Source organism: Polynucleobacter necessarius, from assembly GCF_900095185.1.
In the GTDB taxonomy this organism is placed as follows: Bacteria; Pseudomonadota; Gammaproteobacteria; order Burkholderiales; family Burkholderiaceae; genus Polynucleobacter.
In genome coordinates, this window is sequence record NZ_LT606948.1 from 606,493 (window position 1) to 624,347 (window position 17,855).

Here is a 17,855-nt window from a genome sequence, read left to right on the forward strand (position 1 = left end):
GCCATTCTGAGGGGCCCATCACTCCATAACTCTAGGAAATTCCATGGCTGTAGGCCAAAATCAAAGAACCAGAAAAAATGACTCCATGCTCACCAAAACAGGAAAGGCACGCTTAGGACCGCTTAATTCAGCTCAGTTAACCAAATTATTGGAAGCAAGCACCAAACCAAAAGACAGAAGGAAAATTTTACGAGCTCTTAATAATCGTCAAATCATTACAAAATAATACAAAACCCCTTAAACGGGGCTTTTGATTTTCCTGCTTCAACAAAATTTATTCAGAGGGCTATTAATTTCTTTTTATTAACATTCTGCTCCCAAGCATCACCGTTGAAACAACCAAGACTGCACACATTAAGTTCCTTAATGTGAGTGAGTCGCCCAATAAAATGCTGGCTGCAACTAGTGTGCAAAAGGGTTGGATAAGCTGGACTTGACTCACTCGAGCAATACCCCCATTGCAAGACCCTCATACCAAAAAAATCCCAGAAACATTGGGAAGAAGCGCAAGTAGATAAAACTAGTCCATGCAACTGCGCCTGCATCAATATATTCAGAGTTGTAGGTTAACCAAGTCATCGCCACATTAAACGGCAGGGAAATAATTAACGTCCATGACATGACGGTGCGAGGATTCATCCTTCTAGAAAGTTCGCCGCCTTCTACATATCCAATACAAGCGCTAATACCACCCAATACCAGAAGACCATCTATATAAGTAAAGTTTCCTGAGCTCTTTAAAAGCGCATATAACACTACGAAACCCGCCCCTAATACAGATAGAAACCAAAAACCACGTCCAAGGCAATCACTATATATTTCACAAAATCGACTTTTGAGGGGGCGGGTTCTTTTTTATCAACAAGATAGGCTAGTGCAACTACGCCAGCCAGAAAGGCTCTGCCAAATGCAATGACATAGGGATTGAAGCTTAAAACGGCTATCTTACTTACTGGTAACGTTAGGCTAAAGATCAGAATTCCTATCAAGCCAATTAGCATTTCTTTGCTTTCTTTATTCACTATTGCCCTTGTTGTATTATTGGATTAATTGTATTAACCACAACACTAATGTGGGGCTGTAATATATCTGCAACCCCATGAAAACCAACGTTCAAATTCACGCAATTTATCTTGCACACCTTGCAGATGTAGTCAAGCAACCGATAGGTAAGGCCAAGGTCACCGTGGCCTCTGGAATTGAGGGTGATAGATTTGCCTTGGGAACAGGCAAATATTCAGCGGTCGAGCCAAGTAAGGTGCGTCATAGCACCCTGATTGCATTATCGGGCATTGAAGTGGCAAATGAGTGGCTTCAAGCAAGGGGGTGAGCCCACTTTCGATGGGAGCGAAACACGTCGAAATGTCGTGTTAAGTGGAATTACAGCCAATCAACTCAATACTTTTTAGTGGGTCAGCAAGTTTGGCTAGGAAGTATTAACCTGCTAGGGACAGAGCTTTGTACCCCCTGCGAAAGACCTGCACAGCTTCTGAATAGGCCAAGCTTTATGGAAGTTTTTGAGGGGCGCGGCGATCTTAGAGCAAAAGTTCTCGGTTCCGGAGTGCTTGCTATTGATGACACACTCATTTTGGGGGATGAAAAAATCTCATGATTGAGTATCGCGATAACACTGTTATTACAGCAGAACAAGCAATCGATCTTTACAAGCGCCCTACACTAGGTGAACGACGCCCTATTCATAGCCTACAAACTTTTAAGGCCATGCTCCAGAATGCTAACCTCGTCATAACCGCTTGGGATGGAGAGCACTTAGTTGGCATTTCCCGATCATTAACTGACTTTTCCTATGTAGCCCGTCTTGCAGACTTAGCAGTTGATGAAATCTATCAACGCCCAGGTATTGGTAAACGCCTTATTGAAGAAACCAAAATTCGCCTCGGCCCCGAATGCATGATTATTCTACTAGCAGCGCCTAAAGCGAACGAAGACTATGCGCACATTGGCTTTGAACACAACCCTCGTGCATGGGTTCTGAAAAGCAATTAAATCTTTATGATTGCACTATGAATATCACTCGATTTTGCTTGGTTCGCCATGGAGAAACCGACTGGAATGCTGCGCGTCGCCTACGCGGTCATACCGCGATATTGATTTAAGTACTCGTGGATATGCACAAGCTATCCAAATGGCTCGGGCTCTCAAACACATCGATCTTCAACGAGTAGCAAAAACTGCTGAAGCAATCGAGCGGGTATTTGAAACTGATGCTATCCAAAACGCCGCACTAAGAGAACGCCATCTTGGCATGCTACAAGGACTTACCATGGATGAGACTCCCAAGCAAGAGCCTGAACTTTGGAAATCGCATCTCAACAGCAATCTAGATGAAAATTTGCGTAATGGAGAAAGCATGCAGCAATTTGCAGATTGCATCAAAATCGTTCTCGAGCAAATCCGCAAACAACATATTGGCAAAACCATCTTGCTTGTCAGCCATGGTGGTGCATTAGATATGATGTACAGAATTGCCAGCAATCAAGCCTGGGATGCCGAAAAGGCTGTTGCAGTTCTCAATGCCTCTCTCAACTGGATCAGTCATGATGGGCTTGGATGAAAGGTCGATGGGTGGGCTGATACTAGCCATTTGAACGTGCTAGCTCTTGATAATTTAGATCTTGAGTGCCTCAACAAAATACGGACCAAAACAATAACCTACCAGAAGGTGGTTTATGTTCTGACTGTCTGCAATTTATTTTGCTCTGAAATACAAAAATCTACAACTACATCAGCAAAGTCTAAATAACGCGAGTTACTTTTTCTAAAACTGTCGATCTCAGCAGACAAAGGAGAGACTGAACTCTTAAATGCAGCGTCTTCGTAGCCAGGGTGATATGGAGCCTCTTCAACAAATTGATTAGTCATACATTTACCTTCATTAGTTGGTGCCAAAAATGAATACTCATTCTGGAATACAGCATTGAATTGAAACCGCGTGAACGGTAATTAAAAGCGAGCAGGCTATTGAATTGGAATTTGCATCGTGACTCTCCTAAAGCAGCCCATCCTTGACATGAATAGACCATGCTGATGGGATGCTGCTCCCCCTGGCCCTGAGCCCTGAGAAATTCACCCTAAGCTCTGCTGAGGGCTTGCTCCTTCGGTGCACCATGAAAATTGTGACTCTCCAGATGACTATTTAGGATAAGCAGCACCTTCCTGGTGGATACCTGAGCGTTCATGGGAGTTTGTGCGCCTTCGGTGGAGAAATTTATCTCACTCTCCTGCTTGAGAAAATTATAGCCCGGGACACACTGCATCAAATGCTTGCCCATGACCTGGAAATAGCTCTTCTGCCAATTCTCCCATTGAATGCACATCAAACAATGTTCCATAGGCATCGAATGCTATGAGCTTATACATACTGTCTCCGGTTTATGAAATTCTATCGATGTTTAAAACAATACTCTGAAGAGTTAGAAACTAAATTAGACCGCCCGAAAGCGAGCTAATTTATCAGTGGGTGTGGCTCTGATTATTCATTGGCATATTTTGCTTCATTTGTTGATACATCTTCTGATGATCCACCATCATTTGTTGATGCATCACGGGATCGCAATGCACATCATCTTTTACACCGTTCATTTGATGATTATTTGCCACCTTATAACCAAGAATACTTGGATCGACCATGCCAGCAATCATGGCGATATGTCCAAAGACTAAGAACAAAGCAACACAGATCGCATGAATTTTTAGCTTGCCCATGTGATCTAGTGCTTTATTCACCAGACCTAACTCTTGAAGAGCAATCCAAATCAAAGGTAATCCAGCGCTTACATATGTGCTAACAGCAATAATGTCAATTACTGTTCTCCATGCACCTGCTTTAGCAATTGGAATGACAGCATTGGTGATGATGTAATAAATGATGCCAATAAAGTAAATGCCTACAGCAATTCCAGCAAAGCGATTAAGGTAATACACAGCCCCATCAAACTTGCGGGTGAACAGCATATATAACTCTGTAATAGCCAAAGTCTCACCCAAGATTACTGGAATGGCCATAAAAATAATTAAGTTCCAAGACTGGTTGACAGCCAGCAACTCCATGTAGTGAGTCATTCTCATGAGATTTCTCCAAAAAATTGCAGTGGCTGGAAGCCACAAAAATTAGTTAATGCGTATTAACTAATCTGTCTTGGAGGCTTAAAGATAAAACTTGGAATTGCCTCAATAATGAGTTGAAGCACCTGAGAAATAAAGTGGTTTGAGAAATCTGGTTGTATGTATTGTGGCCTGTAGATAAGTCAGCCACAAAGCCCAAACAACATTGGCGGTGTGTGTGATGGTTAGTTGATTGTGGTGACGTCTCAACATTTACATCACTTTTTGTATGGCAATCATGCTGAGCTACCTGGCCTGCATGGGCCTGTGTCAAGACATTAATAGACACAGGCAAGCCACCAGCATGAATCCAGCTGGTAAACAAACTAAAACATAGGGCGATACACATGCTTCTTATTATTGCATTCTATGCCCGTTTACTAGATTTGTCGCTCTAAGAGGTAGCGCCATCAAGAAAAACCACCCGAAGGTAGTTTTCATGTTTTTTGTAATTCAGAGTTTTTAAAACTTGCTTAAGTTACATCTTAATAATCTGCCAAGCACCATCTGAGCGACCGTCTCCAGTCTTATCGCCTGGTTTTGTGTCTTTGGCAGAAAAATATAAAGGCATGCCATTGAAGGCCAATTGCTTTTTGCCATCATCGCGCGTGATGATTGAGTAGCCACTAGAGACAGCAGGATTACCATCAACCAATAAGGAGGGCTAATTCGTTCCGCACATGCCATTACAAACTGACTTTCCTGATCCAGCCACATCTTTGCTGAACATATAAAGAGTCATATTATTGTTTCCAGCTACAACACCGTCATTAGACCAGGAACAGCAGACGCAGTCTTTCTGCCATCTCTTTTTGAGAATCGGTAGTTTGTACACTCAAACCCACAACCTGAGCACTCAATGCTTAAAGCTCTTGAAAGTGATCTCTAAAAGAACAGCTCTGAGGGGTACAGCCTCTTGCTCCCGGAATTTGATCCCAGCCCATCGGGAAGTACAACATTGGACTGCCCCGTCATGGGGTAACAATAGATTACCAATTTACCTTTGATACCACCAAAATTGATAGTCTGGCCATTGGTAGCTTTTACAGAAACATTGGGCAGTGTCATTCCGCGCAAATGATTGGTTGAACTATCATCTTGAGGAATTGGCAAGTCTGTTGGGGGCTGGTTTAGATTTGTCATGGATGAATTCTATCCAAAGTCCGTATAAGCTGCGAGATAAATAAAAACACCCACAGGCGGCTTCTTCCTCGTTAGAACTGAGGAGCGAAATCAATAAAGCCAGGGCACTCAAACCCTGCTTTCTGGATTTATATTTTTGTATAACCTCTTTTAAATCTGAGTATTCTTCGCACCAAAAGAAACATGCTTTATCGAGTCTTGCTAATAACGCCTCAGCCCCTGGCAAATCATTATTCATTAACTTAAGCTCTCCGTAATACTCGAGAGCACCACGATAATCTGGGTCTATTTTCAGCGCAGCTTGATAATATTTTTCCGCACCAGCCAAGTCAGGGGGCTGTTTTTTACGCGGACAGTATCCAAACAAATTATTCCAATCAGCAGAGTTAGTTTCATTAACGGACCGCAATTGCTGTATTGCTTGATCATATTTTTTATCTTTAATGCTGACTCTCGCTTCTGTGAGTCATGCTGGCGCTAACGTGGGTGGAACCACATCTGCTGCATATGATGTAGCAATGGTTAAAAGGAACAGCAGAACTGCTGGAAGTATTGTTTCATTTGACTATCTTTATATGAATCATTTTTTATCTACTGAGCATTCAGTTTATGCTCAAGTGAGACAAATAAAAACTTTCTAGGCGTTTTATTATTTCAAGTCAACTCAGCACCGCCTCAACTGAAACATCATTCATGCTCTTTAGCCATATTAATGCGACTAATAATCCAGCAAGCTCCCGCAATCAAAATAATAGCTCCGCTCTCATAGAGCAGTATCGAGGGGTTTCCATTTTTGCCCTGAAGGATAATCAATCTACTCATTGCAGTCATTGCAATAAATAAAGGTATTGTTATTGGAATACGATGACTGGCATAAAATGCTGCCAGCATTCCAAGCACCTCAGCATAAATAAACATCAGCAAAAGGTCTTATAACTCAACGCGACGATTGCTCATCAGGGAATGAATTTCTTGTCCCATAGCTGCAATAGTAAAAATTGCAATGATGATTAGAAATCATTTTTCGACTAGGCCAATCATATTTTTAACGTTCATATATTGACCTTTTAATTTTTGCATTCAACTTGTTGCCCCCTCACTTAAGACGGCTTATAACAATGATTGATCGTTGCGATACGTCCCTTGATGCTCATGATCCTCAAGAAGCTCTTCCTCTAAGGCTCGTCCGGCCTGAGTCCGCTTATATTCTTCGGCAAGATTTTCATTGGGTTGCCCTGGATTGTTTTGCATTATCCCGGGCTATCGAATAGCCACTGAAGTGTCTATTTATTTAGCGCTTGAGTGGCCTGGAGAGGGCTAATTGATTTATTCTTTAAAAGGTCATTAATAGAAAGATCATATGAATATAGTGTTTATGTTTCTTCGCGGCAGCATCCAAATTGACCAGAACCAAGTATGCGAAATCTTCTTGAATCTATAGAATAGATTCAAGCCAATTAACACGCAAAGAATAAAGCGCCCTCATGCAAGACATTCACTCTATCATCGCCACCCTGGATCTTGAGCCACACCCAGAGGGAGGCTTCTACCAAGAAATGTATCGATCGAAAACAAGGATTGAGGATTTGTTGGGCGCTAGCAATACAAGTGCCAACACCAGTATTTACTATCTTCTTTCGGGAAAAGATTTTTCGGCTTGGCATCGTATTACATCCGATGAAACCTGGTGCTTTCACCTTGGGTGTGATGTTCTTATTTATTTTTTTGATAAAAATAAATTGCTGCGCACTATGCCAATTGGCACGGCATCAAAGAATTTACAGGTCACGATTCCTGCTCGAACTTGGTTTGCCGCAAAGCCACTAAGTGCAAATGACCTCTGCTTAGTCAGCTGTGCAGTAGCCCCGGGGTTCGAATTTGATGACTTTGAAATTGCAAAGCGTGAAGAACTCATAAAAGAATTTGGGGCTCGGACGAGAACACTCAAATTATTCAAGCCTTCACAAGGACATAGCCTAGCCTCTAAACATAGAATACACTACGCCCAATAAGCAGAGGCCGGCCCACATGTAATCCGTCTTAAATGATTCGCCCATATAAAAAACAGCGAATGGCACAAATACACTCAGTGTGATTACTTCTTGCGTACTCTTTAACTGACCCAAGGAAAAGTATTGAAATCCAATGCGATTGGCTGGAACCTGAAAAGCATATTCAAATAATGTAATTACCCAACTTGCGAATACGGCAATCCACCAAGGATTAGATGATACATTCTTCAGATGGGCATACCAAGCAAATGTCATAAAGATATTACAAAGCATCAAACGACCAATAAAAGAGCGTGGGTCAACGAGTTTAGAGAGGGTGATCATTGATCAAGACTAACAACTTACCAAAAAAAATAAAAAACCACCCGAAGGCGGTTTTGGTATTTATAAATGGCCCAGGGCTGAATTGACACGGATCTGAGAGCGCTCAAACCTTGAGCTATCTTAATAAAAAGCACAAACTGGCAAAAGAATATTGACTGCTATAAACCCAACTCCAATATATCTGAAAGATGCCTTGTCAAGCCTCAAGGGAAAGTCTGAATCTTTTGTCTGCTGATAACAATAAACCGAAATTAATGATGCAAGCACGCACATGGTGATGGTAAATAAACCTATTGCAGTCACCACAAATCTGCCCATCCAAAATACCCGGAGGAGAGCAATAAAGAGTGAGTCATATAAGCATTTGCTACCACACCAAAATATGATGCTGATGGAAAAGCATAGCGCGATCCGGTCTCAGATAGGTGAATATAAAAACTACAGAAGGTAAGTAATACACCGGCATAAAGCCCAATAAACAGTTGTAAATAAACACCGACACTATTGCGCTTAATTATCATTGCATAGTTCTATTCACTATATGTAGTACGTTTGCCCTCCGCAACTTTAGGGTCTCCAGCGCTTGTTTTATAAGTATGTGGCTTAACTACCGCGCTCATACCAATAATGTCATAACCTGAAATCTTTACGCGAGAGCTGATACCAGACGCTGGATCGGCGATATAGCGCATATGCCTGACATCATTTGTTGAGTCCTCAATATCAATATTGAGCATATGGTCATCCAAAGGGACTCGCATTGTATTAAAAACTTTAGTAATTCGGGCAACTACCTTATAAAGCTCGTAATTGGTACCATCGGGAGCAAAGTAACTATCTTAAAGAGCTTGTTTTTCAATTTTTCCGTCAACAATTCTGAAATATTTTCCAGGGTTAAGGGACTTTTCGCCCTTCCAGCGAAACCAAAGATAAAAAGTTGGGGTCTAGTAAAAATCTTTGATAGAAAAGGTTTCTATTCCATCTAAGTAAATTCCAACATTAACAGACTTAAAGTCTGCGTTGTTAATTGGCAGAGGATCCGGAGGCGTGTTACCAGACTCCACAACATCAGGACTCATCCTTAAAGCATGGTTTCTATTTGAAATGTTTTTCTCACCCTGAATAATGTAGATAACTAATATGGCGATCAAGATGTATGTTATGGAAATTCCGAGAGCCCACTTTCTATGAAAGGACTTTTTATCAAAGGAACGCAATGCTGACATATTTATCAGTCTCCAAGTAAGCCGGCTTATATCTGTGCTCTATGTTGAAAGTAGTTTAACTATTTTCAAAATAAGAACAATAAACAAGACAGCCAAGCTCATACATCAGGCCACATATTAAAAAATACTCAGAGGTGGTTTTTAATATTTCTTGCTGGCCCGGCCGGTGGCGGAATCGACCAGGACAGAAGGGGCGCGCTATCCAACTTCAGCTTCATGAAAAGTCTCTTATGTATACCGGCAGATCTATTGATGGAGGCCTATAGCCAGACTGGTAAAACATATCCCTTATATGGCCGCGATGAAGCACTTTGTGATTGAAGACATGAATCAGAATGTCGCCTCTTGTCATTTCACCAGCCCCACCATCAACGAAGCAAAATTGAATCTTTTCATTGAGCAGTGACTCACTCATAGTGTCGGCATACTGACTATACCAACCGCCTATTTGATTTAACTTATGCGTCAGCAACACTAGAGAATCTGGCGACTCAGTAGTACGAGACTTAAATCCGTGATCTATTCCAAGTAAATGAGCTCGCCATATTTGGTCAACAATGACAATTTGAGCCAAAGCGAATGACATTCCCCCAAATGCAGCAGCACGCTGTTTAGCCACCTCGTCAGGTGGCAAAGTAGCAATGGCCCCCAAACGCAGGTAGTCTGTTCACTTTTCCCGCTTATTAATTGCCTCAATCAATTTGTCATGACGCTTATCAACGTGATCGGCATTTAGAGCTGATACAGCCCAAATAGCAGCTGACATCCATCCAATAAGCATGAGTTGCAGAGCCACACAAAGGCTTCCAGAAAAAATCTTTTCTCTAAGAAACAAGGAAAGCCAAAACAAAAACATAGCGATAAATATCATCAATACTACTTACATTAATATAGAACTCATAACAATTTAAGCACATTTACTGATTTATTGTTGGCCCGAGGCGAAATCGACCAGGGCCTGAGGATGTCTGACTCTACTCACATGTTCCCCAATACTGTTAAATTATTCATACAAATAAGTGGGGATATATGCGCCTTTTTGTTGATTCGAAATTCGTTTCACCCTATGCGATGTCGGCATTCGTAGCCCTCAGAGTTAAGGGGGTGAATATTGAATTAGAAACTATTGATCTGGCTATTTAACAGAACCTCACTGATGACTTTTTTCAAGCCTCAACGACAAGCAGAGCGCCCACATTGGTAGATAGTAATTTTTCAATTTCAGAATCTTCGGCAATTGTTGAGCATTTAGAAGATCTACAGCCCGCCCCCAATCTATATCCAAAAAGCATTCGAGATCTAGCCAAAGCTCTCAAATACAAGCGTGGTTGAGAAGCGACTTGCTGACTTTGCGACAAGACCGACCGACTGAAGTTATCTTCTATAAACCAACTGCCTCAGGGCTTACGCAATCAGGAAAAGTGGCCTCAGAGAAATTAATCAAAATTGCCGACCTGCTATTGAGCGATAAAAGAGCTAACGTATTTTGGTCTGGGACAATCGCTCATGTTGATCTTGCTTTAATGCTCCATCGCTTAATTTTTAATGGCGATCCAGTCCCGGAGTCATTAAAAACTTATGTCGCCCACCATTGGCAATATCCAGCGATTCAAGAATGAATGGCTTTTAAAAGGCCTGTCGAAAATTAGGCAAATAAAAAACCACCCGAAGGTGGTTTTAGTGTTTCTTGGTGGCCCGGGGCGGAATCGAACCACCGACACAAGGATTTTCAATCCTCTGCTCTACCGACTGAGCTACCAGGCCAAGAAAGAAGATTATAAATGCAACTGTCTTGAGGTCACAAAAAGCGTCCTTCAGCACGCTCCGCCTAATTGTTATTAGCTTTTCTAATATGCCCATTTTGACCGGCTTTAATTGCCAGGCCATTACTTAATCCCCATCCTAATAGCCTTCAAAGCTGATAAAAAGTATTGTCCTTACACTCTTATGACGCTCAGCTATAAAAATTAATTTTCCGTTTGCACCCCATCACCCGGCACAATCAACACAAGCCTTGTTTCACGCCTATCCCACATTGAGGCCGACAGAACGTAGCGTGAAGAATTCGCCATCTAGGTAGATAAACAAACGTGAGGGTTATAAAGTGCTTGCAAGACATTACAGCATGCTTATAGTAATTATCACGGCAAATAAACAGGCCTGAAACGGAATGTCAATGAAATGCTTTTACATCAATTTAGAAAAAGCCACAAACCGTAACTTCAAGATTGAGTACGTTGAGAGCAACAAGATCCTGGGAAACCTAAGAAGCAATGAGAAAGCTTGTTTTCTGAGCCATAAATTTGTTATTAAACAAAATTTAAATGCTACTGAGCCTATATTACTCATGGATGATGACACAGTAATTGGAAAAAGTACTTGTGAAATTTGGGATAACTTTATAAAGATTAGTAATAAATTTGAGTGGGATATATTGTTTACAGCTATTTGTGTTCCCTGGCCAACCACAATGATTGAATGTATGGAGTGAAGAAAAAATTTATGTAAAAGCAATTAATCTAAAAGATTAGACTTAGCAAGTGATATATTTGCTGGAGCAACTTCTTATATTTTGAACCCAAACTCTTTAGAGAAAATTTTTCACTTTATTGACGAAAAAAATTCTTTAGATATTCCATATGACGTATATTTACGACAATTGATTTCGGAAAATAAATTGAAAGGTTTTGTAATTTTTCCATTTGTAACTACGCTATCAAACGAATCTGAGGCCTCTCAAATACAAGTGAACGAAACGGCAAAGACTGAATTCGTATGGAATACATTTAGAAAAATGCTTTGGATAGACAGAAAAATCAAAGATTCTCAGTTGTTTTTGGAAAAAATAAACCGTGCATTATGTGACGAAGAATCTAAACAGTTCGGAACAATTATCTCCGCATGCATTTCAAACAAATTTATAGTGCTAAAGCCGAAGAAAGCTCTACGAATATATTAGGAAATTACTTTGCGGGGAAGGTAATGCTGTGGCATTATTGTGTACAAGTGGATAAGGTCAGTTAGCCACTCAACTGTTACCCGATGAGTAGTATCCACTATGACAGCTGCCTTTTCCAGGATGAGCAAAAGCTGATGCGCGAGATGATTACAAGCTGCATAGGCTAGACAAGACAATCCGATTAATGAAATATCTCATACAACTTTTTGTATTAGATATTTGGATTGCATTGATAACTCCTAAGATTGTTTCGTAAGAAACGAAGTGACTTAGAGCATGACTCATTTTGCCACATCCATTTCTTTTACTCGGCTAGCTTTCGCCTTTGTTACGCGAAGTGTCGATTCCGAGTGCCTTAAGCTTACGATACAAATGGGTACGCTCTAAGCCTGTGTACTTAGAAATTTTGGTCATGCTCCCACCCATACTTTGCATCTGATGTTCAAAGTACGCTTTTTCAAATAAGTCCCTTGCTTCTCTTAAGGGAAGATCAAAGTAGGTCTTAGCAATTCCACTAATGAATTCACCCTCAAGAGGGGTGGGAACCGATTCAGTAACAGCCTGCTTTGGTGCGGCCAATGTGCTTACGTTAGATTGAACTGCGCGCTCTTGTTCCAGTTCAACATATTTAGGCGATATCTCTAAAGCCTTGGTAACTGTCTTCAAAAGCTTTTGTAAAGCAATCGGCTTTTCTAAAAAGTTTAAGGCGCCAATACGAGTGGCCTCAACTGCAGTATCAATCGTTGCATGACCTGACATCATCACAACAGGCATAGTGAGTTGACCAGAATTAGACCACTCCTTTAACAAGGTAATGCCATCTGTATCGGGCATCCAAATGTCTAGCAATACTAGATCGGGGCGCATTTGCTCACGAATAGTTCGTGCCTGTTCCGCGCTTTCTGCGGAATACACGGTATGGCCCTCATCCGTCAGAATCTCATTGAGAAGCTCACGAATTCCCATCTCATCATCAACAACCAAAATACTAGCCATGCTTAGATTGCCTCTTTTGCTAGTTTCATAAACAATATTGACACTTGCGCACCAATCACCTCCTCACCCCGCATCCGATTGCGGATTTCAATTTTGGCAGAGTGGTCATCAATAATTTTTTTCACAACCGCCAAACCAAGCCCAGTGCCCTTACTCTTGGTTGTTATGTAAGGTTCAAATGCTCTTGCCAATATCTTAACTGGAAATCCAATGCCGCAATCACTTATTGTTAATCGCACCGCATTTTGCGCTATGCCATTATGCTCACCATACGGCACCAGCTCAGTTTTAACCTCTACTGGGCTAGTAGGATGACTTCCCTCAAGAGTGGTGTCTTGAGCATTTTGTAACAAATTATGAATAACCTGCCTGATTTGAGTGGGGTCACCCATAATATTTGGGCAATGCGGATCTAACTGAGTACGCAAAGAGCTTCCATCATAAAGACCCAAAATTTCTGTAGTCAGCGTATTGATCGAAACTGGCTTTAGTTGTGGCGTAGGCGTCTTCGCAAAATCCCTAAAGTCATTCACCATTTTTTTCATGGCCTGCACCTGACCAATGATGGTTTCCGTGCTGCGATTAATCATTTCCTCTTGCTCTAGACTCAACTTACCTGCAAGCTTGTGTTGCAATCTTTCGGCTGATAGCTGAATTGGTGTCAGAGGATTTTTAATCTCATGCGCAAGGCGTCTCGCAACCTCGCTCCAGGCAATAGATCTTTGTGCGCTCACCACATCAGTAATATCATCAAATACAATCATTCGTAGGTCACCAGTCAACTCGGTACCGCGCACAAATAATGTAACGCCTAATTCATTATCGAATTCATTTGTACTGTGCAGCTGGATCTGTTTTTGCCATACCGGAGCATTAGTCGGTGTATTTTGTTCTGTTCCGCCCTCACTAAGTACTGCGAGCTTCATGGTAGCAAAACCTTCCTGGAAGGCCTGCTCAAATTCAATCAATGCTGGGCTACTACTCAGTGGTTTGCCATCTAATTGCGTAAGATCTTGGCCAAAGATTCGGTCTGCACCAGGATTGCTAGATACAACGTTATAGTTTTTATCAAAAATGCAGACGCCTGCAGTTAGACTGCCCAATACGCGCTCTAGAAATGCTTTGGACTCCTGCAAAGAAGTGCGGGTATCGGCCAACTGTCTTGTCATCACATTAAATTGCCTTGTAAGCATTCCGAGCTCATCGCCTGTATCCAACTCAGGTTTAGGAGATAGATCACCTTGTGCTACCGCTTGTGTACCCCTCAAAAGCATCAACAGGGGGCGTGCTAGCTGTCGACCCAACAAAAGAGCCAAAGTAATTGCCACAAATACTGCGAAGAAAAGAGTAAGGGTCAAGGTGCCAACAAACATCTTGCGTAAACCTGTTCGCCCCAGTGCTTTCTCTTGATACTCACTGCAAGCAGATTCCACTGCAAAAATATTTTTAGCCAATGGAGTTGGAATATAGCGCACCAGCTGCAAGAAATACTTATCCTCAGCTTCTTTTCCTGAATCTAATTTGCTATGGATTGGTTTTTTTCGAACCACGGGAACTATCGCTCTGATTCGATAGCCTCGCTGTCCGTCTTCCATCTCAATTTGATCTAAAAAGGCGACCCCCTTCTTTTTAAATGCATCATCAACTACATCAACTGGAGACGCAGGAAGATATTTTTTAGCTTTTAACTCACTAGTGAATATTAAATTGCGCCGTATATTAAAAAGGCTAACCTCTTGAATCCCAAATTGATTGCGCATCTTCATAACCGCCGTAGCCACCTGCTCTGTCGAAGTGCCAGAGGGCATCCGCACTATCTGCTCGGCAATATAGTTGCCTTCACCCAAAATCTCTTCCTGAGCAACTCGCAAAGTTACTCGTCCTAGCTCTAGGCCTGAGTTCAAGGCTGACTCAACTTTTACATCAAACCAAGTTTCAATACTGCGAGAGACGAACTGTAAGGAAACTCCATACAAAATCAAGCCTGGAACAATGCCGACTAGAGCAAAGATCATGGCCAGCTTTGCAATCAGGCGGGTACCAAAGTGACCTCGATACCAGCGTACCGCAATCACTGCGATGAGAATCAAAATAACCAAAGTAAGACAAATACCAATCACTACATTTGCGGCATACAACCAAATAAAGTAATTATCAAAAAATTCGGTGTTGGATGATGCGATTGCCAATAAAACCAAAAGTAGCAAAGCAAATATCCCAATTATCCCGATCGTGATGGGAATTACTTTTTTACCCCAAATCTTTGAAGTAAAACAACTACCGTCTAATAGCGCTTGTACTGGTCTCATCGCTTAATGAGGTTGGGGCCATTTGATGAAAATGGGAATCGATACCAATCGCTCGAAACACTCCAATCGCGATTATTGAGAGCGTTTACCTGAAAAGGTTTTGGCAACTTATTAAGATCGAGCGACATGCGCATGCTTGCTATATAGGACTTGTTCGAGTCAAGTTGAGCGCCATCTATTACTCGCCATCCACCAATACTGCCTACTGCCTGTAATGCCTCAGACATCGATTTTGCAGAGAAAGTAAATCCTTCTGAGGCTATTCGGTACTGCTGCGTCAGCGGTTGATATGACAAACGAGTTTGCCTTTGAACAACGGCAAGCTTCTCATCAAACCAGTACCAACGCGATCTAGTTAAATCAAACTCAGTTTGAAAATATAAAACTACGCCCTTCTGAACCGCATCCTCTAGGCCGGGGGAAAGTTCAATCTGAAAGGTGGCATTCAGTAACCAATCGTTATCCACCCTCTCTAGCTCAAAGGATTTGATCTTGATTCCTTCTGCACTAACAGCGCTCGAGAATAATCCCAGCACCATAAAAAACAAGAAAGTGAGTTGTTTAATTCTTTGACTCATGGCCCATTTTTCTTAAACAAGGCGTAATAAAACCCATCATTTAGCTCGCCAGGCAAAAGCTGCCCCGGTGCGCCTAATCGTACCGCATCGGGGTGCTGCTCAGCCAACCAAAGTGCTTGATCCTCTCCCTCCTCTGGAAAAACAGAGCAAGTGACATATAAAAGATTGCCGCCTGATTTAAGCATTCTCCATGCCTGCGTCAATAAAGCGCGCTGCCTTTGTTGAAGAGACTGAATATCTGCTTCGCGTCTTAAAAAGGGGATATCGGGATGTCTAGCTACTATTCCAGAAGCTGAACAAGGTGCATCTAACAGAATCTTGTCGAAAAGAACTCCATCCCACCACGCCGATTTTGATGCATCGCCTCGCAATACTTGTACCTTATAAGAATGTAAGCGTAAGCGATCCAAATTGCCACTAATTTTTCCAATGCGGTCTCCATCAAGCTCTAGGGCCCGCATATAAGAATCTGCAAGCTCTAGCATGTGAGCCGTTTTTCCACCAGGAGCGGCACAAGCATCTAGTACTAAATCTCCATACTGTGGATTTAATAAGACTGCTGCAAGCTGAGCACCGACATCTTGTACCGAAACGGCGCCCGTATAAAAACCTGGTAGATCATATACAGGAACTGCTTCGGGCAATAAAAGTGCATGAGGTAAGTCAATACCAGCCAATGCGCTAATTGGCTGCGAGGAGATGCCAGCTTCAGATAATAAGGCTTGATATTGCTCACGCGTGTTTTGCTTGTGATTGACGCGCAAAATTAAGGGTGCGCGCTTAGCCTGCTGAAACAAAATAGATTGCCAACCCTTAGGGTAATTACGCTTTAGGTTTGCTCGCCACCAAGCTGGCACATACATCGGCATCAGGTCTGGAGGGTAAGACGTGTCAGCCTCTGGTGGTCTCGTCAATATGCTCACCTTACGCAATACAGCATTGACCAGGCCTTTAGCATACATGGTCTTGTCATACTCGCCACAAGCCTTCACAGCCTGATCAACAATGGTATGGGCTGGATACCCTTTTCCATCTATTCCATCTTGTAAAAATAATGCGATTGCAACGCTTAATAAATGATCCACTTCTGGTGGTGGCGTCTTAGGAATAAATTGCTTAATCAGCTCGTGAGAGCGCGTCCATTTACGGAGTGCATCAAAACTGAGGCTCTGAACAATCGGGCGCTCATGAGGCTCTAGCTGATCCAAAACTTCCGTGAGTGGTCTACCGCGGATTACTTCGCTAATTGCTTGTGCGGCGATTGTCATTGCTACAGAAAGAGGGAGACTATGGGTTGTTTTAGGATTAGTCAAATTAGTTTTCTCCGGGATACGTCCCATTTTTAGCCATACTCATTAGACGTGCCACCCGCTCTTCAGTAGGCGGATGAGTAGAAAAAAGCTGGGCAAGACCACCAGCACTCAGCGGATTGAGAATCATCATCTGTGCAGTTTCTGGATGTTGCTCAACCGCTTGAAATGGAATACCTTGTGCGTAGTTATGAATTTTTTCTAAAGCATGTGCAAGCGCCTCTGGGTCTGCGCTGATTTCTGCACCCCCACGATCAGCCTCATACTCGCGCGCGCGCGAAATACTCATCTGAATCAAGCTGGCTGCGATCGGGGCCAAAATTGCCACCATTAAGCTCGCAATCGGGTTATTGGGTCTACTTTCCGAATCACGTCCACCGAAAAACATCGCGAAGTTTGCTAACGCAGAAATTGCGCCTGCCATAGTTGCAGCGACCGTCGATATCAAAATATCACGATGACGGACATGTGCTAACTCATGAGCCATTACACCGCGCAACTCTCTATTTGAGAGAATTCTCAAAATCCCGGTGGTTGCGGCAACAGAGGCATTCTCAGGATTTCGTCCTGTTGCAAAAGCATTGGGCGCATCTTCATCAATTAAGAATACTTTAGGCATAGGTAAGCCTGCTTTTTCTGAGAGCTCCTTAACTAAACCATAAAACTGAGGCGCAGATCTGTCATCTACTTGTTGTGCGTTGGTCATCTTTAACACCACGGTGTCAGAGAACCAGTAGCTAAAGAAGTTCATGCCAATAGCGATTAATAGGGCCATCAACATACCCTGCTCGCCACCCAACAGACCGCCAACCACAATAAACAAGGCAGTAATTGCTGCCATCAAAACAGCAGTCTTTGCGAAATTAAACATTT

26 protein-coding genes, 1 tRNA gene, 2 pseudogenes and 2 riboswitches are annotated in these 17,855 nt (G+C 42.3%); of the genes and pseudogenes, 8 read left to right on the forward strand and 21 right to left on the reverse strand.

Translation table 11 applies throughout. The features are described from left to right. The first annotated feature begins 43 nt into the window (after positions 1-43). Entirely contained in the window at positions 44-226 is a 183-nt protein-coding gene (locus tag DXE31_RS03490) for a hypothetical protein (protein ID WP_114697822.1), read from the forward strand. 212 nt (positions 227-438) lie between these two features. On the opposite strand, the gene DXE31_RS03495 is transcribed toward DXE31_RS03490, so the two are convergent. Together DXE31_RS03495 and DXE31_RS03500 are read right to left on the reverse strand one after the other, a co-directional pair. After that, positions 439-756 (reverse strand): hypothetical protein, encoded by a 318-nt coding sequence (locus tag DXE31_RS03495; protein WP_114697823.1) that lies wholly within the window; start codon positions 754-756, stop codon positions 439-441. A gap of 14 nt (positions 757-770) precedes the next feature. Then, positions 771-1,022: an EamA family transporter gene (locus DXE31_RS03500; RefSeq protein WP_114697824.1), complete on the reverse strand. Its 252-nt coding sequence runs from the start codon at positions 1,020-1,022 to the stop codon at positions 771-773. 77 nt (positions 1,023-1,099) lie between these two features. Here DXE31_RS03500 and DXE31_RS10190 point away from each other — a divergent pair, with 77 nt between their 5' ends. The 4 genes from DXE31_RS10190 to DXE31_RS03515 all read left to right on the forward strand — a co-directional run bounded on the left by DXE31_RS10190 (position 1,100) and on the right by DXE31_RS03515 (position 2,575). Next, a complete protein-coding gene (locus DXE31_RS10190; RefSeq protein WP_197712128.1) occupies positions 1,100-1,330 on the forward strand; it encodes a hypothetical protein in 231 nt (76 codons plus the stop codon). Between the two features lie 278 nt (positions 1,331-1,608). Further along, positions 1,609-2,007 (forward strand): GNAT family N-acetyltransferase, encoded by a 399-nt coding sequence (locus DXE31_RS03510; protein WP_114697825.1) that lies wholly within the window; start codon positions 1,609-1,611, stop codon positions 2,005-2,007. 17 nt (positions 2,008-2,024) lie between these two features. Next, positions 2,025-2,117 carry a histidine phosphatase family protein gene (locus DXE31_RS12045; protein WP_197712130.1) on the forward strand — a complete coding sequence of 31 codons (93 nt, stop codon included), beginning with the start codon at positions 2,025-2,027 and terminating at the stop codon, positions 2,115-2,117. Positions 2,118-2,146: 29 nt separating this feature from the next. Then, complete coding sequence (locus DXE31_RS03515; protein WP_197712258.1) at positions 2,147-2,575, forward strand: histidine phosphatase family protein; 429 nt, start codon at positions 2,147-2,149, stop codon at positions 2,573-2,575. A 113-nt stretch (positions 2,576-2,688) separates the two neighbouring features. Here DXE31_RS03515 and DXE31_RS03520 read toward each other — a convergent pair whose 3' ends face one another. The 8 genes and pseudogenes from DXE31_RS03520 to DXE31_RS09725 all read right to left on the reverse strand — a co-directional run bounded on the left by DXE31_RS03520 (position 2,689) and on the right by DXE31_RS09725 (position 6,519). After that, positions 2,689-2,883: a hypothetical protein gene (locus DXE31_RS03520; protein ID WP_114697826.1), complete on the reverse strand. Its 195-nt coding sequence runs from the start codon at positions 2,881-2,883 to the stop codon at positions 2,689-2,691. Between the two features lie 172 nt (positions 2,884-3,055). Beyond that, a riboswitch (glycine riboswitch) is annotated at positions 3,056-3,159 on the reverse strand. A gap of 3 nt (positions 3,160-3,162) precedes the next feature. Beyond that, positions 3,163-3,255, reverse strand: a riboswitch (glycine riboswitch). A gap of 27 nt (positions 3,256-3,282) precedes the next feature. Then, positions 3,283-3,381: pseudogene (locus DXE31_RS03525) on the reverse strand (haloacid dehalogenase); the annotation flags it as partial. Positions 3,382-3,474: 93 nt separating this feature from the next. Beyond that, positions 3,475-4,089, reverse strand: a complete 615-nt coding sequence (locus DXE31_RS03530) for a DUF6803 family protein (RefSeq protein ID WP_197712131.1) — start codon at positions 4,087-4,089, stop codon at positions 3,475-3,477. 514 nt (positions 4,090-4,603) lie between these two features. Continuing rightward, entirely contained in the window at positions 4,604-4,780 is a 177-nt protein-coding gene (locus DXE31_RS12360; RefSeq protein WP_331851986.1) for a COG4315 family predicted lipoprotein, read from the reverse strand. Positions 4,781-4,789: 9 nt separating this feature from the next. Next, the gene (locus tag DXE31_RS12365) at positions 4,790-4,960 is read right to left on the reverse strand and encodes a COG4315 family predicted lipoprotein (protein ID WP_331851987.1); all 171 of its coding nucleotides are present in this window, start codon (positions 4,958-4,960) and stop codon (positions 4,790-4,792) included. A gap of 258 nt (positions 4,961-5,218) precedes the next feature. Further along, positions 5,219-5,677 carry a tetratricopeptide repeat protein gene (locus DXE31_RS10200; protein WP_197712132.1) on the reverse strand — a complete coding sequence of 153 codons (459 nt, stop codon included), beginning with the start codon at positions 5,675-5,677 and terminating at the stop codon, positions 5,219-5,221. A gap of 278 nt (positions 5,678-5,955) precedes the next feature. Continuing rightward, positions 5,956-6,186, reverse strand: a complete 231-nt coding sequence (locus tag DXE31_RS10205) for a phosphate-starvation-inducible PsiE family protein (RefSeq protein ID WP_197712133.1) — start codon at positions 6,184-6,186, stop codon at positions 5,956-5,958. Between the two features lie 192 nt (positions 6,187-6,378). After that, on the reverse strand, positions 6,379-6,519 hold the full coding sequence (locus DXE31_RS09725; protein WP_162785529.1) for a hypothetical protein: 141 nt from the start codon (positions 6,517-6,519) through the stop codon (positions 6,379-6,381). 233 nt (positions 6,520-6,752) lie between these two features. On the opposite strand from DXE31_RS09725, the gene DXE31_RS03555 reads away from it, so the two are divergent. Beyond that, a complete protein-coding gene (locus DXE31_RS03555; RefSeq protein WP_114697828.1) occupies positions 6,753-7,280 on the forward strand; it encodes a cupin domain-containing protein in 528 nt (175 codons plus the stop codon). Here the strand turns inward: DXE31_RS03555 and DXE31_RS03560 are convergent. The 5 genes from DXE31_RS03560 to DXE31_RS12050 form a co-directional block, all read right to left on the reverse strand. Continuing rightward, the gene (locus DXE31_RS03560; RefSeq protein WP_114697829.1) at positions 7,245-7,604 is read right to left on the reverse strand and encodes a DMT family protein; all 360 of its coding nucleotides are present in this window, start codon (positions 7,602-7,604) and stop codon (positions 7,245-7,247) included. The genes DXE31_RS03555 and DXE31_RS03560 overlap by 36 nt on opposite strands. Before the next feature lie 530 nt (positions 7,605-8,134). Further along, on the reverse strand, positions 8,135-8,365 hold the full coding sequence (locus DXE31_RS03570; protein ID WP_114697831.1) for a hypothetical protein: 231 nt from the start codon (positions 8,363-8,365) through the stop codon (positions 8,135-8,137). Positions 8,366-8,548: 183 nt separating this feature from the next. Beyond that, positions 8,549-8,755, reverse strand: a complete 207-nt coding sequence (locus tag DXE31_RS03575; RefSeq protein ID WP_162785530.1) for a hypothetical protein — start codon at positions 8,753-8,755, stop codon at positions 8,549-8,551. Positions 8,756-9,044: 289 nt separating this feature from the next. After that, positions 9,045-9,482: a DinB family protein gene (locus tag DXE31_RS03580; RefSeq protein WP_162785531.1), complete on the reverse strand. Its 438-nt coding sequence runs from the start codon at positions 9,480-9,482 to the stop codon at positions 9,045-9,047. 15 nt (positions 9,483-9,497) lie between these two features. After that, positions 9,498-9,626, reverse strand: a complete 129-nt coding sequence (locus DXE31_RS12050) for a hypothetical protein (protein ID WP_269460582.1) — start codon at positions 9,624-9,626, stop codon at positions 9,498-9,500. Between the two features lie 371 nt (positions 9,627-9,997). Here DXE31_RS12050 and DXE31_RS12790 point away from each other — a divergent pair. After that, positions 9,998-10,162 (forward strand): annotated as a pseudogene (locus tag DXE31_RS12790) (glutathione S-transferase N-terminal domain-containing protein); the annotation flags it as partial. Continuing rightward, complete coding sequence (locus DXE31_RS10215) at positions 10,108-10,449, forward strand: hypothetical protein (protein ID WP_269460624.1); 342 nt, start codon at positions 10,108-10,110, stop codon at positions 10,447-10,449. The pseudogene DXE31_RS12790 and the gene DXE31_RS10215, both read left to right, overlap by 55 nt. A gap of 69 nt (positions 10,450-10,518) precedes the next feature. Here DXE31_RS10215 and DXE31_RS03595 read toward each other — a convergent pair. From DXE31_RS03595 to htpX, 6 genes are all read right to left on the reverse strand, one after another. Further along, a tRNA-Phe gene (locus DXE31_RS03595) sits at positions 10,519-10,594 on the reverse strand. A gap of 1,507 nt (positions 10,595-12,101) precedes the next feature. Beyond that, complete coding sequence (locus tag DXE31_RS03610; RefSeq protein ID WP_114697837.1) at positions 12,102-12,785, reverse strand: response regulator; 684 nt, start codon at positions 12,783-12,785, stop codon at positions 12,102-12,104. 2 nt (positions 12,786-12,787) lie between these two features. Continuing rightward, the gene (locus DXE31_RS03615) at positions 12,788-15,094 is read right to left on the reverse strand and encodes a sensor histidine kinase (protein WP_114697838.1); all 2,307 of its coding nucleotides are present in this window, start codon (positions 15,092-15,094) and stop codon (positions 12,788-12,790) included. Continuing rightward, positions 15,091-15,672 carry a DUF4390 domain-containing protein gene (locus tag DXE31_RS03620; RefSeq protein WP_231969329.1) on the reverse strand — a complete coding sequence of 194 codons (582 nt, stop codon included), beginning with the start codon at positions 15,670-15,672 and terminating at the stop codon, positions 15,091-15,093. The genes DXE31_RS03615 and DXE31_RS03620 overlap by 4 nt, the downstream gene beginning before the upstream one ends. Continuing rightward, on the reverse strand, positions 15,669-17,012 hold the full coding sequence (gene rsmB, locus DXE31_RS03625) for a 16S rRNA (cytosine(967)-C(5))-methyltransferase RsmB (RefSeq protein ID WP_231969330.1): 1,344 nt from the start codon (positions 17,010-17,012) through the stop codon (positions 15,669-15,671). The genes DXE31_RS03620 and rsmB overlap by 4 nt, the downstream gene beginning before the upstream one ends. Further along, entirely contained in the window at positions 16,987-17,853 is an 867-nt protein-coding gene (gene htpX, locus DXE31_RS03630; RefSeq protein ID WP_114697839.1) for a zinc metalloprotease HtpX, read from the reverse strand. Before htpX ends, rsmB begins: the two co-directional genes overlap by 26 nt. Positions 17,854-17,855 lie beyond the last annotated feature (2 nt).